The sequence below is a fragment of the Arthrobacter sp. 01T428 genome, assembly GCF_056398685.1.
Window position 1 is genome coordinate 24,375 of the sequence record NZ_JBFTPW010000034.1, and the last position, 14,591, is coordinate 38,965.

Sequence of the window (14,591 nt, forward strand, 5' to 3'; positions counted from 1 at the left end):
CGAGATTCTGCCGTATGCGGCCGGCGTGCCGGGACAACCATGGGAAATTCGTATCTAATGTGTCCATGAGCACGAAAGAACGTGTGAAATCAATGGCTCGAGGGTCGGGACTGTGGACGAAGAAGGCTCGTCGCGCCGCCGCGGGCTGGCGCAGAAGGATGGTTCTCACGATTGGCCCTCGCGACAATCTGATCGTGGCGGTCTCTCTGACTGCGCTAGGGCTGGCCATTTTTGGTGCCGTGGCATGGTGGCTGATTGGTTTCGCGCTCTGGGGTGACTTCACATCCTCGCCGCCGCGTAGTCCAGACGACCGGAGAGAGGCCACTCAGGTGGCGCTGACCATGGTGGCTGGTTTGGGCGGTGCGGTGGCTTTGGTCGTGACGTACCGCAGGCAGAAACGGGCTGAGGCTGGGTCCTTCCTCGAACGCCTATCCACGGCGGCTGGGCTTCTGGGGCATACCAACCCCACCATCCAAGTCTCAGGAATCTACGCCCTGGCCGCCCTGGCCGACGAGAGCAGGAACGAACGGCAGCAGCAGTGCATCGCCGTGCTGTGCGGCTATCTCCGACTTCCCTACTTTCCCACTCCTGCTACTGGTTCACCCCACCCTGCACTGACCACAACCAAACGAACACATTCGTTTGCCGGGGGGAGCGCCGAGGTACAAACGACAGTCAATCACCGACCTTCCGACGGTGAAATCCGACGCACGATCCTGGACGTGATCCGCCAGCATCTTCAGCCTGGAACTCGACAGTCTTGGTCGGACAATGAATTCAATTTCCAAGGCGCAATCTTTGACGGAGGGATCCTGTCAGGCGCAGTCTTCCGGGGACTTGTGGACTTCCGCAACGCACAATTCGTCGGTGGCACCGTGAACTTCGGCGGTGCCATGTTCTCCGGTGGCACCGTGAACTTCGGCGGTGCCATGTTCTCCGGCGGCACCGTCGACTTCAACTGGGCCACGTTCTCCGGCGGCACCGTGAACTTCGGCGGTGCCATGTTCTCCGGCGGCACCGTGAACTTCGGCCGTGCCATGTTCACCGGCGGCACCGTCGACTTCAACTGGGCCACGTTCTCCGGCGGCACCGTCCACTTCAACTGGGCCACCTTCGCCGGCGGCAACGTGGACTTCACTGCCAAGTTCTCCGGCGGCAAAGTGGACTTCGACTCGGCCAAGTTCACCGGCGGCAACGTGGACTTCGGCGTTGCTGACTTCTCCGGCGGCATCGTCGACTTCAGCGAAGCCACGTTCTCCGGCGGCAACGTGGACTTCGGCCTTGCTGACTTCTCCGGCGGCACCGTGTACTTCAACTCGGCCAGGTTCACCGGCGGCACCGTCGACTTCAACTCGGCCAGGTTCACCGGCGGCACCGTCGACTTCAACTTGGCCAGATTCTCCGGCGGTACCCTCGACTTCCGCAACGCACAATTCGTCGGTGGCACCGTCAACTTCACCCAGGCCAGGTTCACCGACGGCACCGTGACCTTCGCCGGTGCTGACTTCTTCTCCGTCGCCATCGTGGACTTCACCGAGGCCAGGTTCTCCGGCGCTACCGTCGACTTCACCAAGGCCGTGTTCTCCCGCGGCACCGTCGACTTCCGCTTTCCCCTGGACTGGTCGGTCCCGCCTCTTGTCCACTGGGACTACCCCCCACCCAAGAATGTTCAGCCGCAGGAATTGCCATTCATCTGGCACCACCAACACACAGTCGAGCAGGGTGATCCTTAACGGAATGTCAACTTGGGGTGTACCGCAAACAGACGCCCCGAGGGTCTCAGATTTCACACTGACACAACGCCAAGACTCAGGGAATCCTCTGGAACAAGCGCGTCTTCTCGCTACATGGCACCTCATGACAGCTTCAGGACAACCGGGCTTGGGGAGTCGTTAGCCTTGGGTGTTGATCCAGTGTTGGGCTTCGATCCCTGCGATGCGTCGGTAGAGGGTTGCCCTGGACATGCCGAGGTCTTGGGCGACTTGGGTTGCCGATTCGCCGCTTGCGATGAGGCGGCGGGCGTTTTCGATTTGGCTGGTGGTGAAGGTGTTTCGTCGGCCGCCAAGGTCCTTGCCTGCTGCGCGGCGTTTGCTGACACTGTCGGTGATGCGTTCGCGTTTGATGTCGAGTTCCATCTGCGCCAGGGCGGCCATGACGGTGAAGACCATGGCGCCCATGGGGGTGCCGGTATCGACGTCCCCGCCGCCAAGGTTCAGGACGCGCAGGTTGATGTGCCGCTGGCGCAGATCGGTGGCGAGGTTAAGCATGTTGGCAGTGGAGCGTCCGAGCCGGTCCAGTGTTGTGATGACCAGGGTGTCGCCTTCTTGCAGGGCCGCAAATGCCTGCTCGAGTGCGGGGCGGTGGGCTCTGGCTCCACTGACGCCGTGATCTGTATAGAGGTCATCGCGGCGGACTCCAGCGGCGATGAGGTCAGTGATTTGCCGGTCTGTGGCTTGCGCCTTGTTGGAAACTCTGGCGTAGCCGATCGTTTTGCTCATGCCCGGTCCCGTTCGTGTCTTGCAACAGTGGTTGGATACAGATTTTCCGACTTGAAGTTGTGATACACGGTAGCAAGATATTTCCGGCCAAGTATCTGCTGGGCTACTGGCGCGACTAGGGGTGTCTTGTCGGTGCGTCTTGCATCCGTAGGGTTACGAGACGGCCCAGTGGTCCAGTTGAGGGCGGATCTGCGTCTCTGTCTTCCTAGGCAAAGTGGAGGGCGATCACCTACATAGGCGATACTTACTGGCACGCTAGTTGATAGATCACCATCCGGAGGCCCTGTGGAACTTGAAGAAAACGCCGTCGTTGTTCCGCTCGTTCCGTTAGAAGCGGAGCCAAGCACCGAGATGATGCTCCGAATGCTGCTGAATCGAGAGGCGCTCGTCATCAGCCGCATCGCAAAACCTGCGAAAAGCACTCCGACGGGGATGGTCGCGCAAACCTCGGGAGCGTTTGCGAAGGCAATCAGTCAATCGTTTGGACAAGCTGGCCGTGCCGCATCGACCGAAGGTCTATACCGAGTTATCCTGCCGACCGGATCGGTGGCACGAGATCTCGTCCCTGCCGTTGGTGGTGGGTTTCGCGGAATCGCTCGCGCGGCCGGGTCAACAAAGCTCGCCGCACATGTACGCCTCATACCGGCAACGGCGGCGGGTACTGGCGCCGCCGTTGCAGCTGGGCCGCTCATCGCGACCGTGGGTCTTGCCGTTGCGGGAGAGATGCTGGCGCAGCATCAGATGCACAAGAAGCTAGACGCGATCAAGAACGCCGTGGCCGGGATCCAGATCCGCATGGATGAGCAAGAGCGTTCGATCTTGACAACTGCAGAGCAACAAGCTCGAAAGGTTGCCGGGTATCTGTTGGATCAGGCGCAGATACCATCTATTTCGTCTGCTGCTCATGCATTTGGCGATCTCGACACCCTGACGAATACATACATTAATCGCCTCGATCGTTGGCTGGACATCGCCGACAAACACCAGGGCTCGGACCGTGTATACGCGCCGGATCTTATGAAGGCGCTTGTCGACAAACGGGACAACCAGGCACGGGAATTCGAGCAGATGGTGGCTCAGACTTATCAAGCACTTGCGCTCCGGGCACGAGTGGTCGTACTTGAGAAAATCGCAGCTGAGTTCTCGAATGGGGATCGCTCGCTTCCTCATGTCGAGAACGTCCTTCGTGGGGAGCTTTCAGTACTCGCGGACCGACAGTCCCAGCTTGTGGGTCTACTTGATGACCTCAATGTATTGCAGATCGATTCGAGCAAGGTGCCAATTGCGTTCGCAGGTAAGGGCACTATCGGGGCTCGCACCAGCTTCGGCCGTCTCGCGCGAGCACTTCATGCGACTCCGGACAGCTTGCCCCTTTTGACAGAGTCTGATCAGACTGTCCTTGAGCTCGCTCCTACAGCAGAAGGATTGGCCGTCATCGCGCCGACCGAGAGTAGGAGCAACTCACGTCAACCATAGAGTGTTTCGGCTTGTCAGTTCCTGTTGAGGCCGAACTGGCGTGTCATGAGCGCAGCCTTGTAGTGGGACTCGGCTGCGTTGACCTCTGAGGAGGGTGTGCTGGGCCCGAAAACGCGTAGGAGGCTGAAAACGAAGTGCCGGGCATGGTCCGTCTTAATTCTTGTACTTTCGCCAGCTGCGCTCTGTTGGGCAAGCTCGCGGAGGGCTACGTTACCGCCGTGGCCGTCCCGCGCGTACACCGTCCACCGGCCGAGAATTCGTTCGGCACCATCGGCTTTGCCGACGTACTGTTTGCCGTTGGTGGAGTCTGTGATGAGGTAGATTCCCTGGACCTCTGACAGGGCGATACGCCAGTCGGCGTAGCGAGGATCGTCCACCATGTCGCGCAGTTGGTGGTAGGTGAGCAGCACGCCGTCGAAGCCTGGGAAGTGGACCTTGTCCCGGTCGGCGATCTCCAGCACGGGCATGCGCGCGCCTGTGGCTGAGCCGGCGTTCCGGTGCCAGCTGCGGGGGTTGTCCCATTCGACTACGAGCCGGTCTTTGAGGGGTGCAAGGAATTCTGTCGGGCGCAGGTCGAAGCATCTGTACTTCTTGGTGGACGTTGCTGCCACCTCGCCGTGGTTCTCGTAGGTACCCCAGAGACGGGAGCGACGCCCACCGTCGGCAATGAGTATCACCCAGTATCGGGGAGGATTTGCGGGGAAGCGGGGCGGAATGTCTTGCTCTCTGGTGTAGGCGAGGACTCGCTCCTGGGTCAGATCCTCCGGCCCACGCAGCGCATCGGGATCACTCGGCTTAAAGGTGTGGCGGATGACGTGTATGTCCTCCAGCGGGACCGCTGGGTCATAGTCCGCGCCTATGCCACTAAGCACATGACCCAGGGTAAGGGACGCGCGGGAAGCCGGCTCTTCAGAGACCATTGTCTCGGCAGGCACGTAGAGGGCAGGGGATCGCAGATCTGACACTGGAACACCTTATGCCACTTACTCATGCGTTCTAGTCAGTCGGTGAGACGCCTCGTATCAGAAGGGTTACGAGACGGCCTACTCTAGCGATCACTGTGAGCTGCCATCTTCCAAAAGCCAGGCAGATGCCCAAACGATAATCGGGTGCAACCTCACGCCGGGCTGGGTATGCCCTACTGGGCGCCGTCCCTGCGGTATACGGGCAAGCGCTTTTTGTCACTACGCTGAGGAGATGGTCAATTCTTTTCGGTCTTCAAGACACCCGCGAGAAATTCTCCTCGCTGATTGGAAAGACGCAGAGGAACTCGCCGCTTGGTACATGGGGGAAAAGCTTGGCATGACCGGTGTTCGGCTAACAGCTCCGGGTGCCGACAGGGGCATCGATGTCACGGCCGATGTGGGAGTCGCGCAGGTCAAGCACCAAGCCACTCCTGTAGGTGCTCCGGTGGTTCAGGGAGCGTTGGGCGCAGGGCATGGGCGTCAAAAAGTTCTCTTCTTCGCGCTCTCAGGATTCACACGCCAGGCAGCTGATTTTGCCCAGCAGGCCGGAGTAGCGCTGTTCAGCTATGACATCTACGGCTCGGTGACACCGCGGAATGCAGAAGCGAACTCTCTTCTGACTATCACCGATGTCGACAGCCATACTGGCTCGTGGAGCCGTGCTGAGCAGATTGCTGAGCAGATACAGAGACGGGGCGGCGAGCTCAAGGTCCGCGCCGAACGAAAGCGCCAAGAGGCCCGCGAGGCCCTTGACCGTTCTAGCCGTCAGCTTGCGTCACTTGTCGAAAGACTTGAGCGACAAACCGACGCCGAAGAGGATGACGAAGCGCTCTCATTCGTCCTACAGGAGTACAGCTCCTTCCTCCGCCACGACGGGCTCCTCGTTGGGGACCCGATTAATGCGGTCGGTATCAGCGCCGCTCTTGATGCTACGACCGCCGCCCGTCCCGGAAAGCAAGATGGGTGGGACCACGAGCAACTTGATCCCACCCGTTTGATAAAGCAGGCGGCATGTGACTTCCTTGTCCTTTACGACGAGCTCGGTAACCTGGATCGGCTCAGGACGCTTCGTTTGCCCCAGTGGGTAGCTGCACTAGACAGCTGGAAACAACAAGAGGCCCGGATTTCGCTCATGATAAAGGCTGTCGTCTCTGGTGGACCCGCTGACGCCCACTCCCAGACCGAGCTCGAGGATCTAATTCTTTTCGGTTTGGTCGCGCAAGAAGGAGACCGAATCGCCAACCGTTGGCAAGCCCAGCAACCCCTAGAAGGCGATTTTGAGGCGCTCGAAGAGACTGTCGCCAGCGACCCAGTGGGTAGAGGCCGAGAGTGGTCAACGCACGTTCTGGCGCAATATCGGTGCGTTGAGTGGACGAACCCGAACGATGAGATAGACGAAGAAATCCTTCAGGCGGAAGCTGAGGGCGTTCTTTGGGACCCAACGAGGTTCATTATGGGAAGCCGGCCGGAAAGCATCGATGCGCTGAGGTACAGGATCAGCTTCGATTGACTGTCCTGGTATCCCCACTTCCAAGGAAGTGGACACTGCCCTTCGTTTGGCCTGGTTGCAGTTGGGGGACCTTCACCGCGCAAAAAATCGTGCGGGGTATTCGGGCCTATGACTCCCCGCCCTGGCATAGGCAAATGTTCAAATTTCTTGCGCCCGTTGATCGACCGGTTAACGGGCGAGGCCACGAGGCTGCCAACTCCTTCCAGCACCGCTGAGATTGACTGATGCCCTAGCATCCCATCCCCCCGCAAGTAATGACTCTTGGCGTTACACAAGTAACCAAGTGTTACAATTTCCCAATGACAGTCCTTACTGACCTAAACGACGCCCGCTTGGCCGTTCAGTCCGCCAACCTTCACCTGGAGGAGACCATCCTCCGTGCATACGAACACCGCGTGAAGGTCACGGAGATCGCGCAAGCCGCCGGGCTCTCGCGCATGCAAGTGAATCGCATCATCAATGTTCGCGGGGCGACACTCCGCCTCCCTCCGTCTGATCGCAACGGCGTTTACACCGATAGCGCCGGGCGCACGGGGACAACGAAACCCGAATGGCTGGTCGCGAGCATTGGCTCGGGGTCGATTCGCGGATGGTTCTTCCGTGAGGACGACGCGGCAAACGCGGCGGAGGAAGGACAGTACCATCGCCATGTGACCCATTCGGAACGGGGATGGGAGTGAACCCTCGAACACCTGATCATCCCCCGGACTTCATTCTTAGGATCAGCTTGCGGCGCCACTCATGGCCGTCGAACGATGTCTTCGCGGGTTCCATTGCGAGGGCTGGCTGGCGGCCTTCCGCGGCCGACCGGTTCCGCAGCGGAGTGTGCTGAGCGGTCTAACCTGTAGTCATGGCCCTTCCGCTGAGTCCCTCCCTCGACACTGCTCCGGGGCTGCTGTCCCCGGAGGTCTGGCCGAAAGGGACCGTGTGGCATTACACAACCGCCGCCGGTCTTGCGGGGATGCTCCAAGATAACGTGTTGTGGGCCAGCTCGGCGGCCTTCATGAATGACCGGCACGAGCTCACCGGTGATGCGCTCTTCCGGGATCTATTCAACCGGCACATTAACGAGGTCGACCCACGCATCAACGGCGGCGTGCAGTTCGCCCTTCAATCCGCCCTAAGGACCGACCGCTATAGGACCTTCATTGTGTGTGCCTCGAAGGCACCTGACAACCTGACCTTGTGGCGCAACTACACCGGACCTGAGGTCGGCTTCGCCGTTGCTCTGGACGCCAGTCAACCCCTCTCGATGCGCCGGCAGAGGCCTCTAACAGAGGAAACGATCCAGCAACTTGGGTACCTGAACGAGGAGGACAACCAAGAACTGCGCAAGCTCGCCGCTCAGGGATCTTGACCCCTTCGACTGGCGCGAGGCGGTTTATACCCTCGAGGAGAAGAAGTTAGTTGCCTGGCAAGCCATTCTCGACGTCGAAGACGCGGTCAGTTCGCACGGGGAGAACCGCAAGCCCAGGAAAGACGACTTGACGGCCATGGCGGATGTCGCGCAAGTCATCCAGACGTTCAAGCACGAGGCATTCAAGGATGAGCAGGAGATGCGCATCGTCTGCGGCGCTCCGATGCGCGCTGATCTCATGTACCTCAAACACCGCCCCGGCCGGTACGGGATCATCCCGTACGTCGAGCTCGGCCTGCCAGAAAACAATTCTCAGTGGCTCAATGGAGGACCCGAGCCAATGAAAAAGCTCCCCGTCCTTGGCGTTGCCGTTGGGCCCACTCCCTACCCGGACGAGGCGACGGCCGGCGTCCGCGAACTCCTCCGATCCCTCGGCAACGAGACGATCGCTGTGATCCCCAGCCAAGTACCTTTCCGCACCTAGCGGAGAATGGCTATTACCGCGCAGCCGGCTAATGGTCACTAGTGACATTTAGCGCTGTGAAAAAGTCCGCCACTTATCGCTGCGAATCACACCCACCTCCTGACCCCTAGTCACCACGCCAATAGGCCAAGTGATGCGTCTGATCAGTTGTTGGACCTGCGCAACGTACGCTTGTGGCATGGCGGACGCTAGCGGCATCGAATGGACAGAAGCGACGTGGAACCCCACGACAGGCTGCGACCAGATCAGCCCAGGCTGCGACAACTGCTACGCCCTTGCGCTGGCAAAGCGGCTGAAGGCGATGGGCAACGCGAAGTACCAGAAAGACGGCGACCCGCGCACGAGCGGACCCGGCTTTGCTATCACCGAACATCCGTCGGCTTTGGACATTCCCCGTCGATGGTCGGCTCCACGGCTTATTTTCGTCAACAGCATGTCCGACTTGTTCCACGCTCGCGTGTCATCATCATTCATCCGCGACGTCTTCCAAGTCATGGAGGAGACACCTCGGCACACCTACCAATTACTCACCAAGCGACCTCGCCGAGCAATGCGCATGGCGCAGGAGCTTCCGTGGCCAAGCAACGTGTGGCTCGGCGTCAGTGTCGAGACAGCCGATCAGCTGTGGCGTCTCGATGATTTACGGCGCGTGCCTGCCGCAACTCGCTTCGTCTCGGCCGAGCCGCTGCTCGGGTCGCTCGCCGGGCTCGACCTGACTGGCATGCACTGGTTGATCGCTGGAGGCGAGAGCGGACCGAAGCACCGCCCGCTCGATCCCACCTGGGTGCGCGAACTTCGCGATGAGTGCCGTGATCAGGGGCTCGCTTTCTTCTTCAAGCAGTGGGGCGGACGCACGCCAAAGATCAACGGCCGGGAGCTTGATGGACGTTTGTGGGATGAAATGCCGGTACTTACGCGGGCGTGAGCAGCAGCTTGTAGAGGTCTTGGACACCCTTCGGGTTGGTAGTCGTCTTCTTCGCAGCCAGAACCTCCTTGACCGCGGCGCGGAGGTGCATGGTGCGAACCAGACCGACAAGATCGTTTCCGAGGATCTCGTCGGCCCGCTCGATGATCCGGAATGCTTCGCCTTTCGCCAGCTCGACTGTCAGCCGGTCGGCTAGCGTTTTAACCCATTGGTCCTTGAGCTTGTTCTCCTCGGCCTTCCAAGCCGCCTCCCAATCTGCGGCGTCGCCGAAGAGGGTATCCTCAGCTGCCTGCTCGGCATTGTGCTTCCGCCAATGCTCTAGGCCTATGGATGTCGCCTCGCCGAACGTCGCCATCCCGTCCAAGTGCCGGGTGGCGAACACCAGGTAGTAGATAGGTTTGAGGTTGGCACGAGGCTTGACGTCGATGATCCAGGTGCCCGCACCACCTGCCTGCTGGCGCAGCCGCTCGGCGTATCCCTCGACCACGGCCAGCTCCGCGGTCATCTTCTGGTCCTCGGAGCCCTCCTTGGCCGGGCACTTCTCGCGCCAAACCTCACGCCACCAGTCCCCGCCGAATGCCGCGTCAAGTCTTTTCAGTGAGTTCGGCACTGCTTTGTCGCTGTAGAGCATGCCCGCGAAGCGCCGCAGGCCAGCCGTCAGGTTGATCAGCACCTCGGTCGCCGGCGTACCGTAGCCGCTGGGGCGGTCAAAGATAAGGGCGACCTCCTCCAGCGGGATGGGCAGGCCGCAAGGGTCGAGGTAGACGAACAGCGGGATGTCTTTCACGTCGTCAAGCAGTTTCGGCAGGTGCGCGGCTATGTTGTCGTCAGTGATCGTGTAGGTGACGCCATCGCCCTCGGCTGTGGCCACATCGCGAAGCCGAGCTACGGTCTCGGCGTCGTCCTCAACGAAGTGACACTCGACCTTGCGGTTCAGAGCTGCGAGCTCTTTGGCCTTCCGCAGCAACATCGCACCAGAGCCCTCCGTACCGTCCTCGTACCGCCCCGGCCCCGCGTACCCGTCAATGAAGGCCACTCGATGGTCTTTAGATGTGCTGCCGGTCTTGCTCGCGAATGGCGTCACATAGCTATTAATGACCGCGTGTTTGAGCACAGCTGCCGACTTCTTGCTCTCATGAAATTTGCTGGTGTCGCTGGACAAACCTGGCCCCCCGAGATCGAACATCTGAGGTGGTCAGATTATGTGAAGTTGTGTCTCCCATGAGAATAGACGCGCTGTCTTCCCTAAGGACCAGGCAGTTCAAACCGCGTGGAGATCGCTGGACGAGGCGTTTTAACCTACCTGTGTCAACGCGTGATGACGGCGCCCCGTAGTGCTAGGGCCGCCGGCGGGAGGAGCCAAAGACAGCTGCGATGTCCTGGAAGCCTTTCGTCTTTCCCGTTTTGGCAAGCACGACCAAGCAAAGAATGAAAGGCAATATGCGTTTTAAGCATGCAACGGCAGAAAGGCCTAGGGATAAGGACAGCAAATCGGTGGTCATAGGAGCTCCTACTGGCAGCGTCGAAAAAGTGGTTGCCTAGCCGCCGTAGAGCAAGAAATTTGCTGAAGGTGGCCTCGGACTCCGATCTCGCTTCGGAAGGGCCCCTTCAGCAGTTACCTTGAGCAATTCAGGTCGCGGGCCTACCACGCTGCTCAGCCCCCTAGGAAGGCCACCAATAAGAAATCTGCTACGGGCCCTAGGTCGGTATGCCCTAACAGTGCTTCGATCCTGCCATACAGATAGAGGTTCTGTCAGTAACGCCATGCCAGAACCTCGGCGTCCTCAAACGAGGCGGGATATTCGAACCGGTATTCCGTTGCGGAGGTAAGTGGGGAGCGTGGTCGTTCGGCTGAGGTAAGTGGAAGAAGAGGACGAGCGCTCCGCGGAGTCGGGGCGAGCTGGAAACGACCATTAACGGCGTGGACGCAGCTCGCTGTGATCGCGCCAGGCCTGGGTGCCGTCGTCGTATTCGACGGTCCATTCATCCGTGCCTGGTCGCTCGATGATGACGGCTGGCTCCCAGCCAGAGCCGTCCTGGCGCGCGACTTCGACATTCATGCCGTCTGGGAAAGGATCGTGACCGGCGAGGTAGTCGGACACAATGTCCTGCAGGGTTTCCCGCGAAAGGGGCTGTGCATCTGGCGCGGCGAGCATCCAGCTCTCTAGTCCGTCGTGCTCCGCCCAGGCGATGGCCAGCGTCTCTACGTGGTTCTGCATTTCGTTCTCCTTCAATCGGCCGTAACGGTGCCGGAGTGGCGGGATAGTTCGTCTTTGGAGCGCCGGCCAGTGCGGGCGCTTCCCGGGGGCAGCGGTTCCCAAGGTTTGCCGTTGTTATGGCGGCGCTGGAGCCGGCGGACTTCCTTGAGCGTAGCGGCCTCGATCAGTTCCGAGATGGATGCGTATCCCTCGAGGTGGCCCGCGGCCGCGAAGGCTGCCCGGACCTGGCCGGCGTCGGCGGTCGTGAAGTACGGGGAAAAGCTCTCGGGTTTGGCCTTGCTCACTCCCCCGCGCCTTTTGTCTCCGGGGAGACCCGCTGGAGCAGGGCGTTGTGGACCTGTTCAAGGGTGGTGGCGCGGACCTCGGCCGTCGCCAGTCTGCGTGCCGCGTCCGCGGCCTCCTTGGCAGCCGCCCGCTCGGCCTCCCGGGAATCCTCCAGCTGCTTGCCGATCACGGCGAGCTGGCGCTCCAAGGCCGCCCGCTGCGCCTCGAGCCTGGTGATCTCCTCGGCGTGGGCCGTTGCGGCGACGTCCTTGTCGGCGGCTGCCTGGTCCAGGTCGTCGACGAGTTCGGCGATTTCCTGGTCCTTGTCCTTGCGTTCCTGGGCCCAGGCCGCTTCGACGGCGGCGTGGCGTTCAGCGGCCAGGGCGGATGCTTCGGCCCAGCAGGCTCCGGCAAGGCGTGCCGCCTGTTCCAGCAGGTTTGCGGGAGTGGCGGCGACCTGCCCGCCGGCGGCCTGTTTTTCCTCGGTCCACTCCTTCAGGTACCGGGTGGCGTCGGCGTTGCTCACGCCGGCGGCCGCGCGGACCGTGGACACGGTGGGCCGGCGCTCGGCGCTGATCTGCTCGGCCGCGGCATAGACGCGGTCCTTCACGCTCGACATCATCAAAGCACCTCTTCGATTCTTGAAAAGTAGTAGGAGTAGTAACGATACTACTCCTACTACTACTACGGATTTTGAAGCTTAGAACGGCGGTTCGGCGTCGGGTCCGCTGCCCCAGAACCCGTCGCCGCTGGTGGTTTGCGGGGCAGCCCACGGGTCGCCCTGCGGGACGGACTGGGTCGCGCCCTGGTTGCCGGGTCCGCCGGTGCCCTGCCCGGCTGGATTGCCGCTGCGCTGGGTGCGGGTGACTTTCGCCTTTGAGTACCTGAGCGAGGCTCCGACCTCTTCTACCTCGAGCTCCAGGACGGTGCGCTTCTCGCCTTCCTTGGTCTCGTACGAGCGGCTCTTCAGCCGTCCGGAGACGATGACACGCATGCCCTTGGTGAGGGATTCCGCGACATTCTCTGCCGCTTCACGCCAGACCGAGGCCCGGAGGAACAGGGTCTCCCCGTCTTTCCACTCATTGGACTGCCGGTCGAAGGTTCGCGGTGTTGACGCGATGGTGAAGTTCGCGACGGCGGATCCGCCGGGAGAGAATTTCACCATCGGGTCTGCTGTTAGGTTTCCGATCACTGTGATGGTTGTTTCGCCAGCCATTATGTGGACCTTCCTTTGGGTGTGGTTGAGTGTGGTGGCGTCGGTTTCAGGGGCGACTTGGACGGTCTCATACCAGGGGGCCGCGGGGTCCGGCTCCACCAGGTAGGGGTCGATCAGGGGGACGTTGATGGTTCTGGAAGGGTTGGCTTCTTCTCCGAACCAGTCCCGGTCAGGGTCGAACCGGCGGGGGCTGAGAGTAAACCGCTCGGTGTCCATCAGGCCGCCTTGTGGTGCATGGCCGCCTGGACCAGCTTGTCGCGGCGCAGCCCTGCCCAGTGGTCCTCGTCGTCGGAGTTGTTCACGACGACGGGCGCCTGGGAGTACCCAAGCTCCTGGGTGATGTACTCCAGCGCTGCGGGCACTTCGGTGATGTCCACGGCCTGGTAGGTGATGCCCTTGGACTCGAAGTAAGCCTTCGTCTTGTCGCAGTTCGGGCAGGCCGGCTTGGTGTAGATGGTGTACTCGGCTGGGGTGGAAGTCATTTTCAGTCCTGCGTTTCGTATCGGTTCTGGTTGCGTTCGTCTGGGTGACTTTCTACTTCAATTTTACCAATTTTCATATGAAAAACAAGCAGTTTTGCCCTTATTTTACGCGGATTTCGACCAACATTTTATGAGGCTTTCAGGGGTGGCGGCCGTTTCGGGACCCGAGAACAGGTGTCCAGAACTCTTGGGTGAAAACGTGAAGTAGCCCGCTGGGAATCCCCCTGCGCCTGAAGATCCGTGCCGTAATTCCGGGCGAGCCTCCCGCGTGTGTCGGCCATTGCCGTCTGGGCGTGTGTTGTCCCGGCCCAATGCACTCATCCGTCCGTTCGTGGTGCGTCCGGAGATCGAGTCTTGGTCCATGGGGTAGTCCCGGTTCTCCGCTGCCCTTTGGGCTGGCGGGAGGGCTAGGCTGTGGCCATGGGGTCGCGAGGATGTTTGTGGCCTGAGGGGCGGCGGTGTTGCCGCCGCGCGAGAGGCGCTGTGGTTTAGGTGTTTGAGGGCTTGCCGGCCGGGTTGGTTCCGCCGGTCTCCTTGGCTCTGGCCAAGGCGGTGGAGACAGTTCCGGCTGCCGGCGTTTGCCTGGCGGGTGCCTGTATGAAATGAAGTGGGACGGGTTCAGGGCGGTTTGCCTGGCGGGCACAGGCGGGGTGTCCTTGATGTCCAGGCAAAACAGAGATTTGGGAAGGTACTTCCCCGATCTCGTGGCGGCGGCCGCCGAGCAGATCCCGCCGGGGTGTGTTGTCGACGGTGAGGCGGTCATCTGGTCCGGGGGCCGGCTGGATTTCGATGCGCTCCAGCGGCGCCTGGTCACGTCCAGGGCGGTACTGCCTGCGCTTGTGCGGGAGCTCCCGGCCTCGTTCGTGGCTTTCGATGTGCTTGCTGTTGCGGGGCACGACACACGGATGGAGCCGTTGTCGGAGCGCCGTGCGCTGCTCGAGGAGCTGGCACGGGACTGGTCTGCCCCGTTGAACCTCTCCCCCGTGACCAGGGACCGGGAAGTGGCTGTGTCCTGGTTCGAGGAGATCCCGGCGACCGGCATTGAAGGCCTGGTCTGCAATTCCCTGTTGAATAAGCGTGTTGATGCGGTTCAAGAGGGGTGTGAGTGGTGCGAGGATGGCGTATTTTTTGGGTGCCGGCGGGGCGGTCTGTCGAGTCGAAGCGATTGCCGGTCTTGGGCGGTTGGGACGGCCTG

The 14,591-nt window shown here is 61.1% G+C and carries 16 protein-coding genes; 8 read left to right on the top strand and 8 right to left on the bottom strand.

Annotated elements, in window-relative coordinates; translation table 11 throughout:
• Nucleotides 1–194: 194 nt before the first annotated feature.
• A complete protein-coding gene (locus tag AC1DJB_RS23050) occupies nt 195–1,733 on the top strand; it encodes a pentapeptide repeat-containing protein (RefSeq protein WP_476910933.1) in 1,539 nt (512 codons plus the stop codon).
• A 159-nt stretch (nt 1,734–1,892) separates the two neighbouring features.
• Here AC1DJB_RS23050 and AC1DJB_RS23055 read toward each other — a convergent pair whose 3' ends face one another.
• Entirely contained in the window at nt 1,893–2,498 is a 606-nt protein-coding gene (locus AC1DJB_RS23055; protein ID WP_476910934.1) for a recombinase family protein, read from the bottom strand.
• 285 nt (nt 2,499–2,783) lie between these two features.
• Here AC1DJB_RS23055 and AC1DJB_RS23060 point away from each other — a divergent pair, with 285 nt between their 5' ends.
• Nucleotides 2,784–3,974 carry a hypothetical protein gene (locus AC1DJB_RS23060; protein WP_476910935.1) on the top strand — a complete coding sequence of 397 codons (1,191 nt, stop codon included), beginning with the start codon at nt 2,784–2,786 and terminating at the stop codon, nt 3,972–3,974.
• Between the two features lie 14 nt (nt 3,975–3,988).
• Here AC1DJB_RS23060 and AC1DJB_RS23065 read toward each other — a convergent pair whose 3' ends face one another.
• Nucleotides 3,989–4,939, bottom strand: a complete 951-nt coding sequence (locus tag AC1DJB_RS23065) for a GIY-YIG nuclease family protein (RefSeq protein ID WP_476910936.1) — start codon at nt 4,937–4,939, stop codon at nt 3,989–3,991.
• 232 nt (nt 4,940–5,171) lie between these two features.
• Here AC1DJB_RS23065 and AC1DJB_RS23070 point away from each other — a divergent pair, with 232 nt between their 5' ends.
• The 5 genes from AC1DJB_RS23070 (at nt 5,172) to AC1DJB_RS23090 (ending at nt 9,215) form a co-directional block, all read left to right on the top strand.
• Entirely contained in the window at nt 5,172–6,449 is a 1,278-nt protein-coding gene (locus AC1DJB_RS23070; RefSeq protein WP_476910937.1) for a restriction endonuclease, read from the top strand.
• Nucleotides 6,450–6,748: 299 nt separating this feature from the next.
• On the top strand, nt 6,749–7,129 hold the full coding sequence (locus AC1DJB_RS23075) for a hypothetical protein (RefSeq protein ID WP_476910938.1): 381 nt from the start codon (nt 6,749–6,751) through the stop codon (nt 7,127–7,129).
• A gap of 170 nt (nt 7,130–7,299) precedes the next feature.
• Nucleotides 7,300–7,806, top strand: coding sequence for a hypothetical protein (locus AC1DJB_RS23080; RefSeq protein WP_476910939.1), 507 nt, complete (start codon nt 7,300–7,302; stop codon nt 7,804–7,806).
• A gap of 127 nt (nt 7,807–7,933) precedes the next feature.
• Entirely contained in the window at nt 7,934–8,290 is a 357-nt protein-coding gene (locus AC1DJB_RS23085) for a hypothetical protein (protein ID WP_476910940.1), read from the top strand.
• A gap of 178 nt (nt 8,291–8,468) precedes the next feature.
• Entirely contained in the window at nt 8,469–9,215 is a 747-nt protein-coding gene (locus AC1DJB_RS23090; RefSeq protein ID WP_476910941.1) for a DUF5131 family protein, read from the top strand.
• Here the strand turns inward: AC1DJB_RS23090 and tcmP are convergent.
• From tcmP to AC1DJB_RS23120, 6 genes are all read right to left on the bottom strand, one after another.
• Complete coding sequence (gene tcmP, locus AC1DJB_RS23095; RefSeq protein WP_476910942.1) at nt 9,202–10,401, bottom strand: three-Cys-motif partner protein TcmP; 1,200 nt, start codon at nt 10,399–10,401, stop codon at nt 9,202–9,204. The genes AC1DJB_RS23090 and tcmP overlap by 14 nt on opposite strands.
• A gap of 727 nt (nt 10,402–11,128) precedes the next feature.
• A complete protein-coding gene (locus AC1DJB_RS23100; RefSeq protein ID WP_476910943.1) occupies nt 11,129–11,434 on the bottom strand; it encodes a tudor domain-containing protein in 306 nt (101 codons plus the stop codon).
• A gap of 11 nt (nt 11,435–11,445) precedes the next feature.
• On the bottom strand, nt 11,446–11,718 hold the full coding sequence (locus AC1DJB_RS23105; protein WP_476910944.1) for a ParB family protein: 273 nt from the start codon (nt 11,716–11,718) through the stop codon (nt 11,446–11,448).
• On the bottom strand, nt 11,715–12,320 hold the full coding sequence (locus AC1DJB_RS23110; RefSeq protein ID WP_476910945.1) for a DNA-binding protein: 606 nt from the start codon (nt 12,318–12,320) through the stop codon (nt 11,715–11,717). The genes AC1DJB_RS23105 and AC1DJB_RS23110 overlap by 4 nt, the downstream gene beginning before the upstream one ends.
• 78 nt (nt 12,321–12,398) lie before the next feature.
• A complete protein-coding gene (locus AC1DJB_RS23115) occupies nt 12,399–13,130 on the bottom strand; it encodes a single-stranded DNA-binding protein (protein ID WP_476910946.1) in 732 nt (243 codons plus the stop codon).
• On the bottom strand, nt 13,130–13,396 hold the full coding sequence (locus tag AC1DJB_RS23120) for a glutaredoxin family protein (protein WP_442546144.1): 267 nt from the start codon (nt 13,394–13,396) through the stop codon (nt 13,130–13,132). The genes AC1DJB_RS23115 and AC1DJB_RS23120 overlap by 1 nt, the downstream gene beginning before the upstream one ends.
• A 602-nt stretch (nt 13,397–13,998) precedes the next feature.
• Here AC1DJB_RS23120 and AC1DJB_RS23125 point away from each other — a divergent pair.
• A partial coding sequence (locus tag AC1DJB_RS23125; protein WP_476910947.1) for an ATP-dependent DNA ligase occupies nt 13,999–14,591 on the top strand: 593 nt, incomplete at its 3' end.

Coding starts and splice junctions, on each gene's coding strand:
- AC1DJB_RS23055 (WP_476910934.1), bottom strand. CDS start 2,498: ATGAGCAAAACGATCGGCTACGCCAGAGTTTCCAACAAGGCGCAAGCC.
- AC1DJB_RS23075 (WP_476910938.1), top strand. CDS start 6,749: ATGACAGTCCTTACTGACCTAAACGACGCCCGCTTGGCCGTTCAGTCC.
- tcmP (WP_476910942.1), bottom strand. CDS start 10,401: ATGTTCGATCTCGGGGGGCCAGGTTTGTCCAGCGACACCAGCAAATTT.
- AC1DJB_RS23100 (WP_476910943.1), bottom strand. CDS start 11,434: ATGCAGAACCACGTAGAGACGCTGGCCATCGCCTGGGCGGAGCACGAC.
- AC1DJB_RS23115 (WP_476910946.1), bottom strand. CDS start 13,130: ATGGACACCGAGCGGTTTACTCTCAGCCCCCGCCGGTTCGACCCTGAC.
- AC1DJB_RS23110 (WP_476910945.1), bottom strand. CDS start 12,320: ATGATGTCGAGCGTGAAGGACCGCGTCTATGCCGCGGCCGAGCAGATC.
- AC1DJB_RS23120 (WP_442546144.1), bottom strand. CDS start 13,396: ATGACTTCCACCCCAGCCGAGTACACCATCTACACCAAGCCGGCCTGC.
- AC1DJB_RS23080 (WP_476910939.1), top strand. CDS start 7,300: ATGGCCCTTCCGCTGAGTCCCTCCCTCGACACTGCTCCGGGGCTGCTG.
- AC1DJB_RS23070 (WP_476910937.1), top strand. CDS start 5,172: ATGGTCAATTCTTTTCGGTCTTCAAGACACCCGCGAGAAATTCTCCTC.
- AC1DJB_RS23090 (WP_476910941.1), top strand. CDS start 8,469: ATGGCGGACGCTAGCGGCATCGAATGGACAGAAGCGACGTGGAACCCC.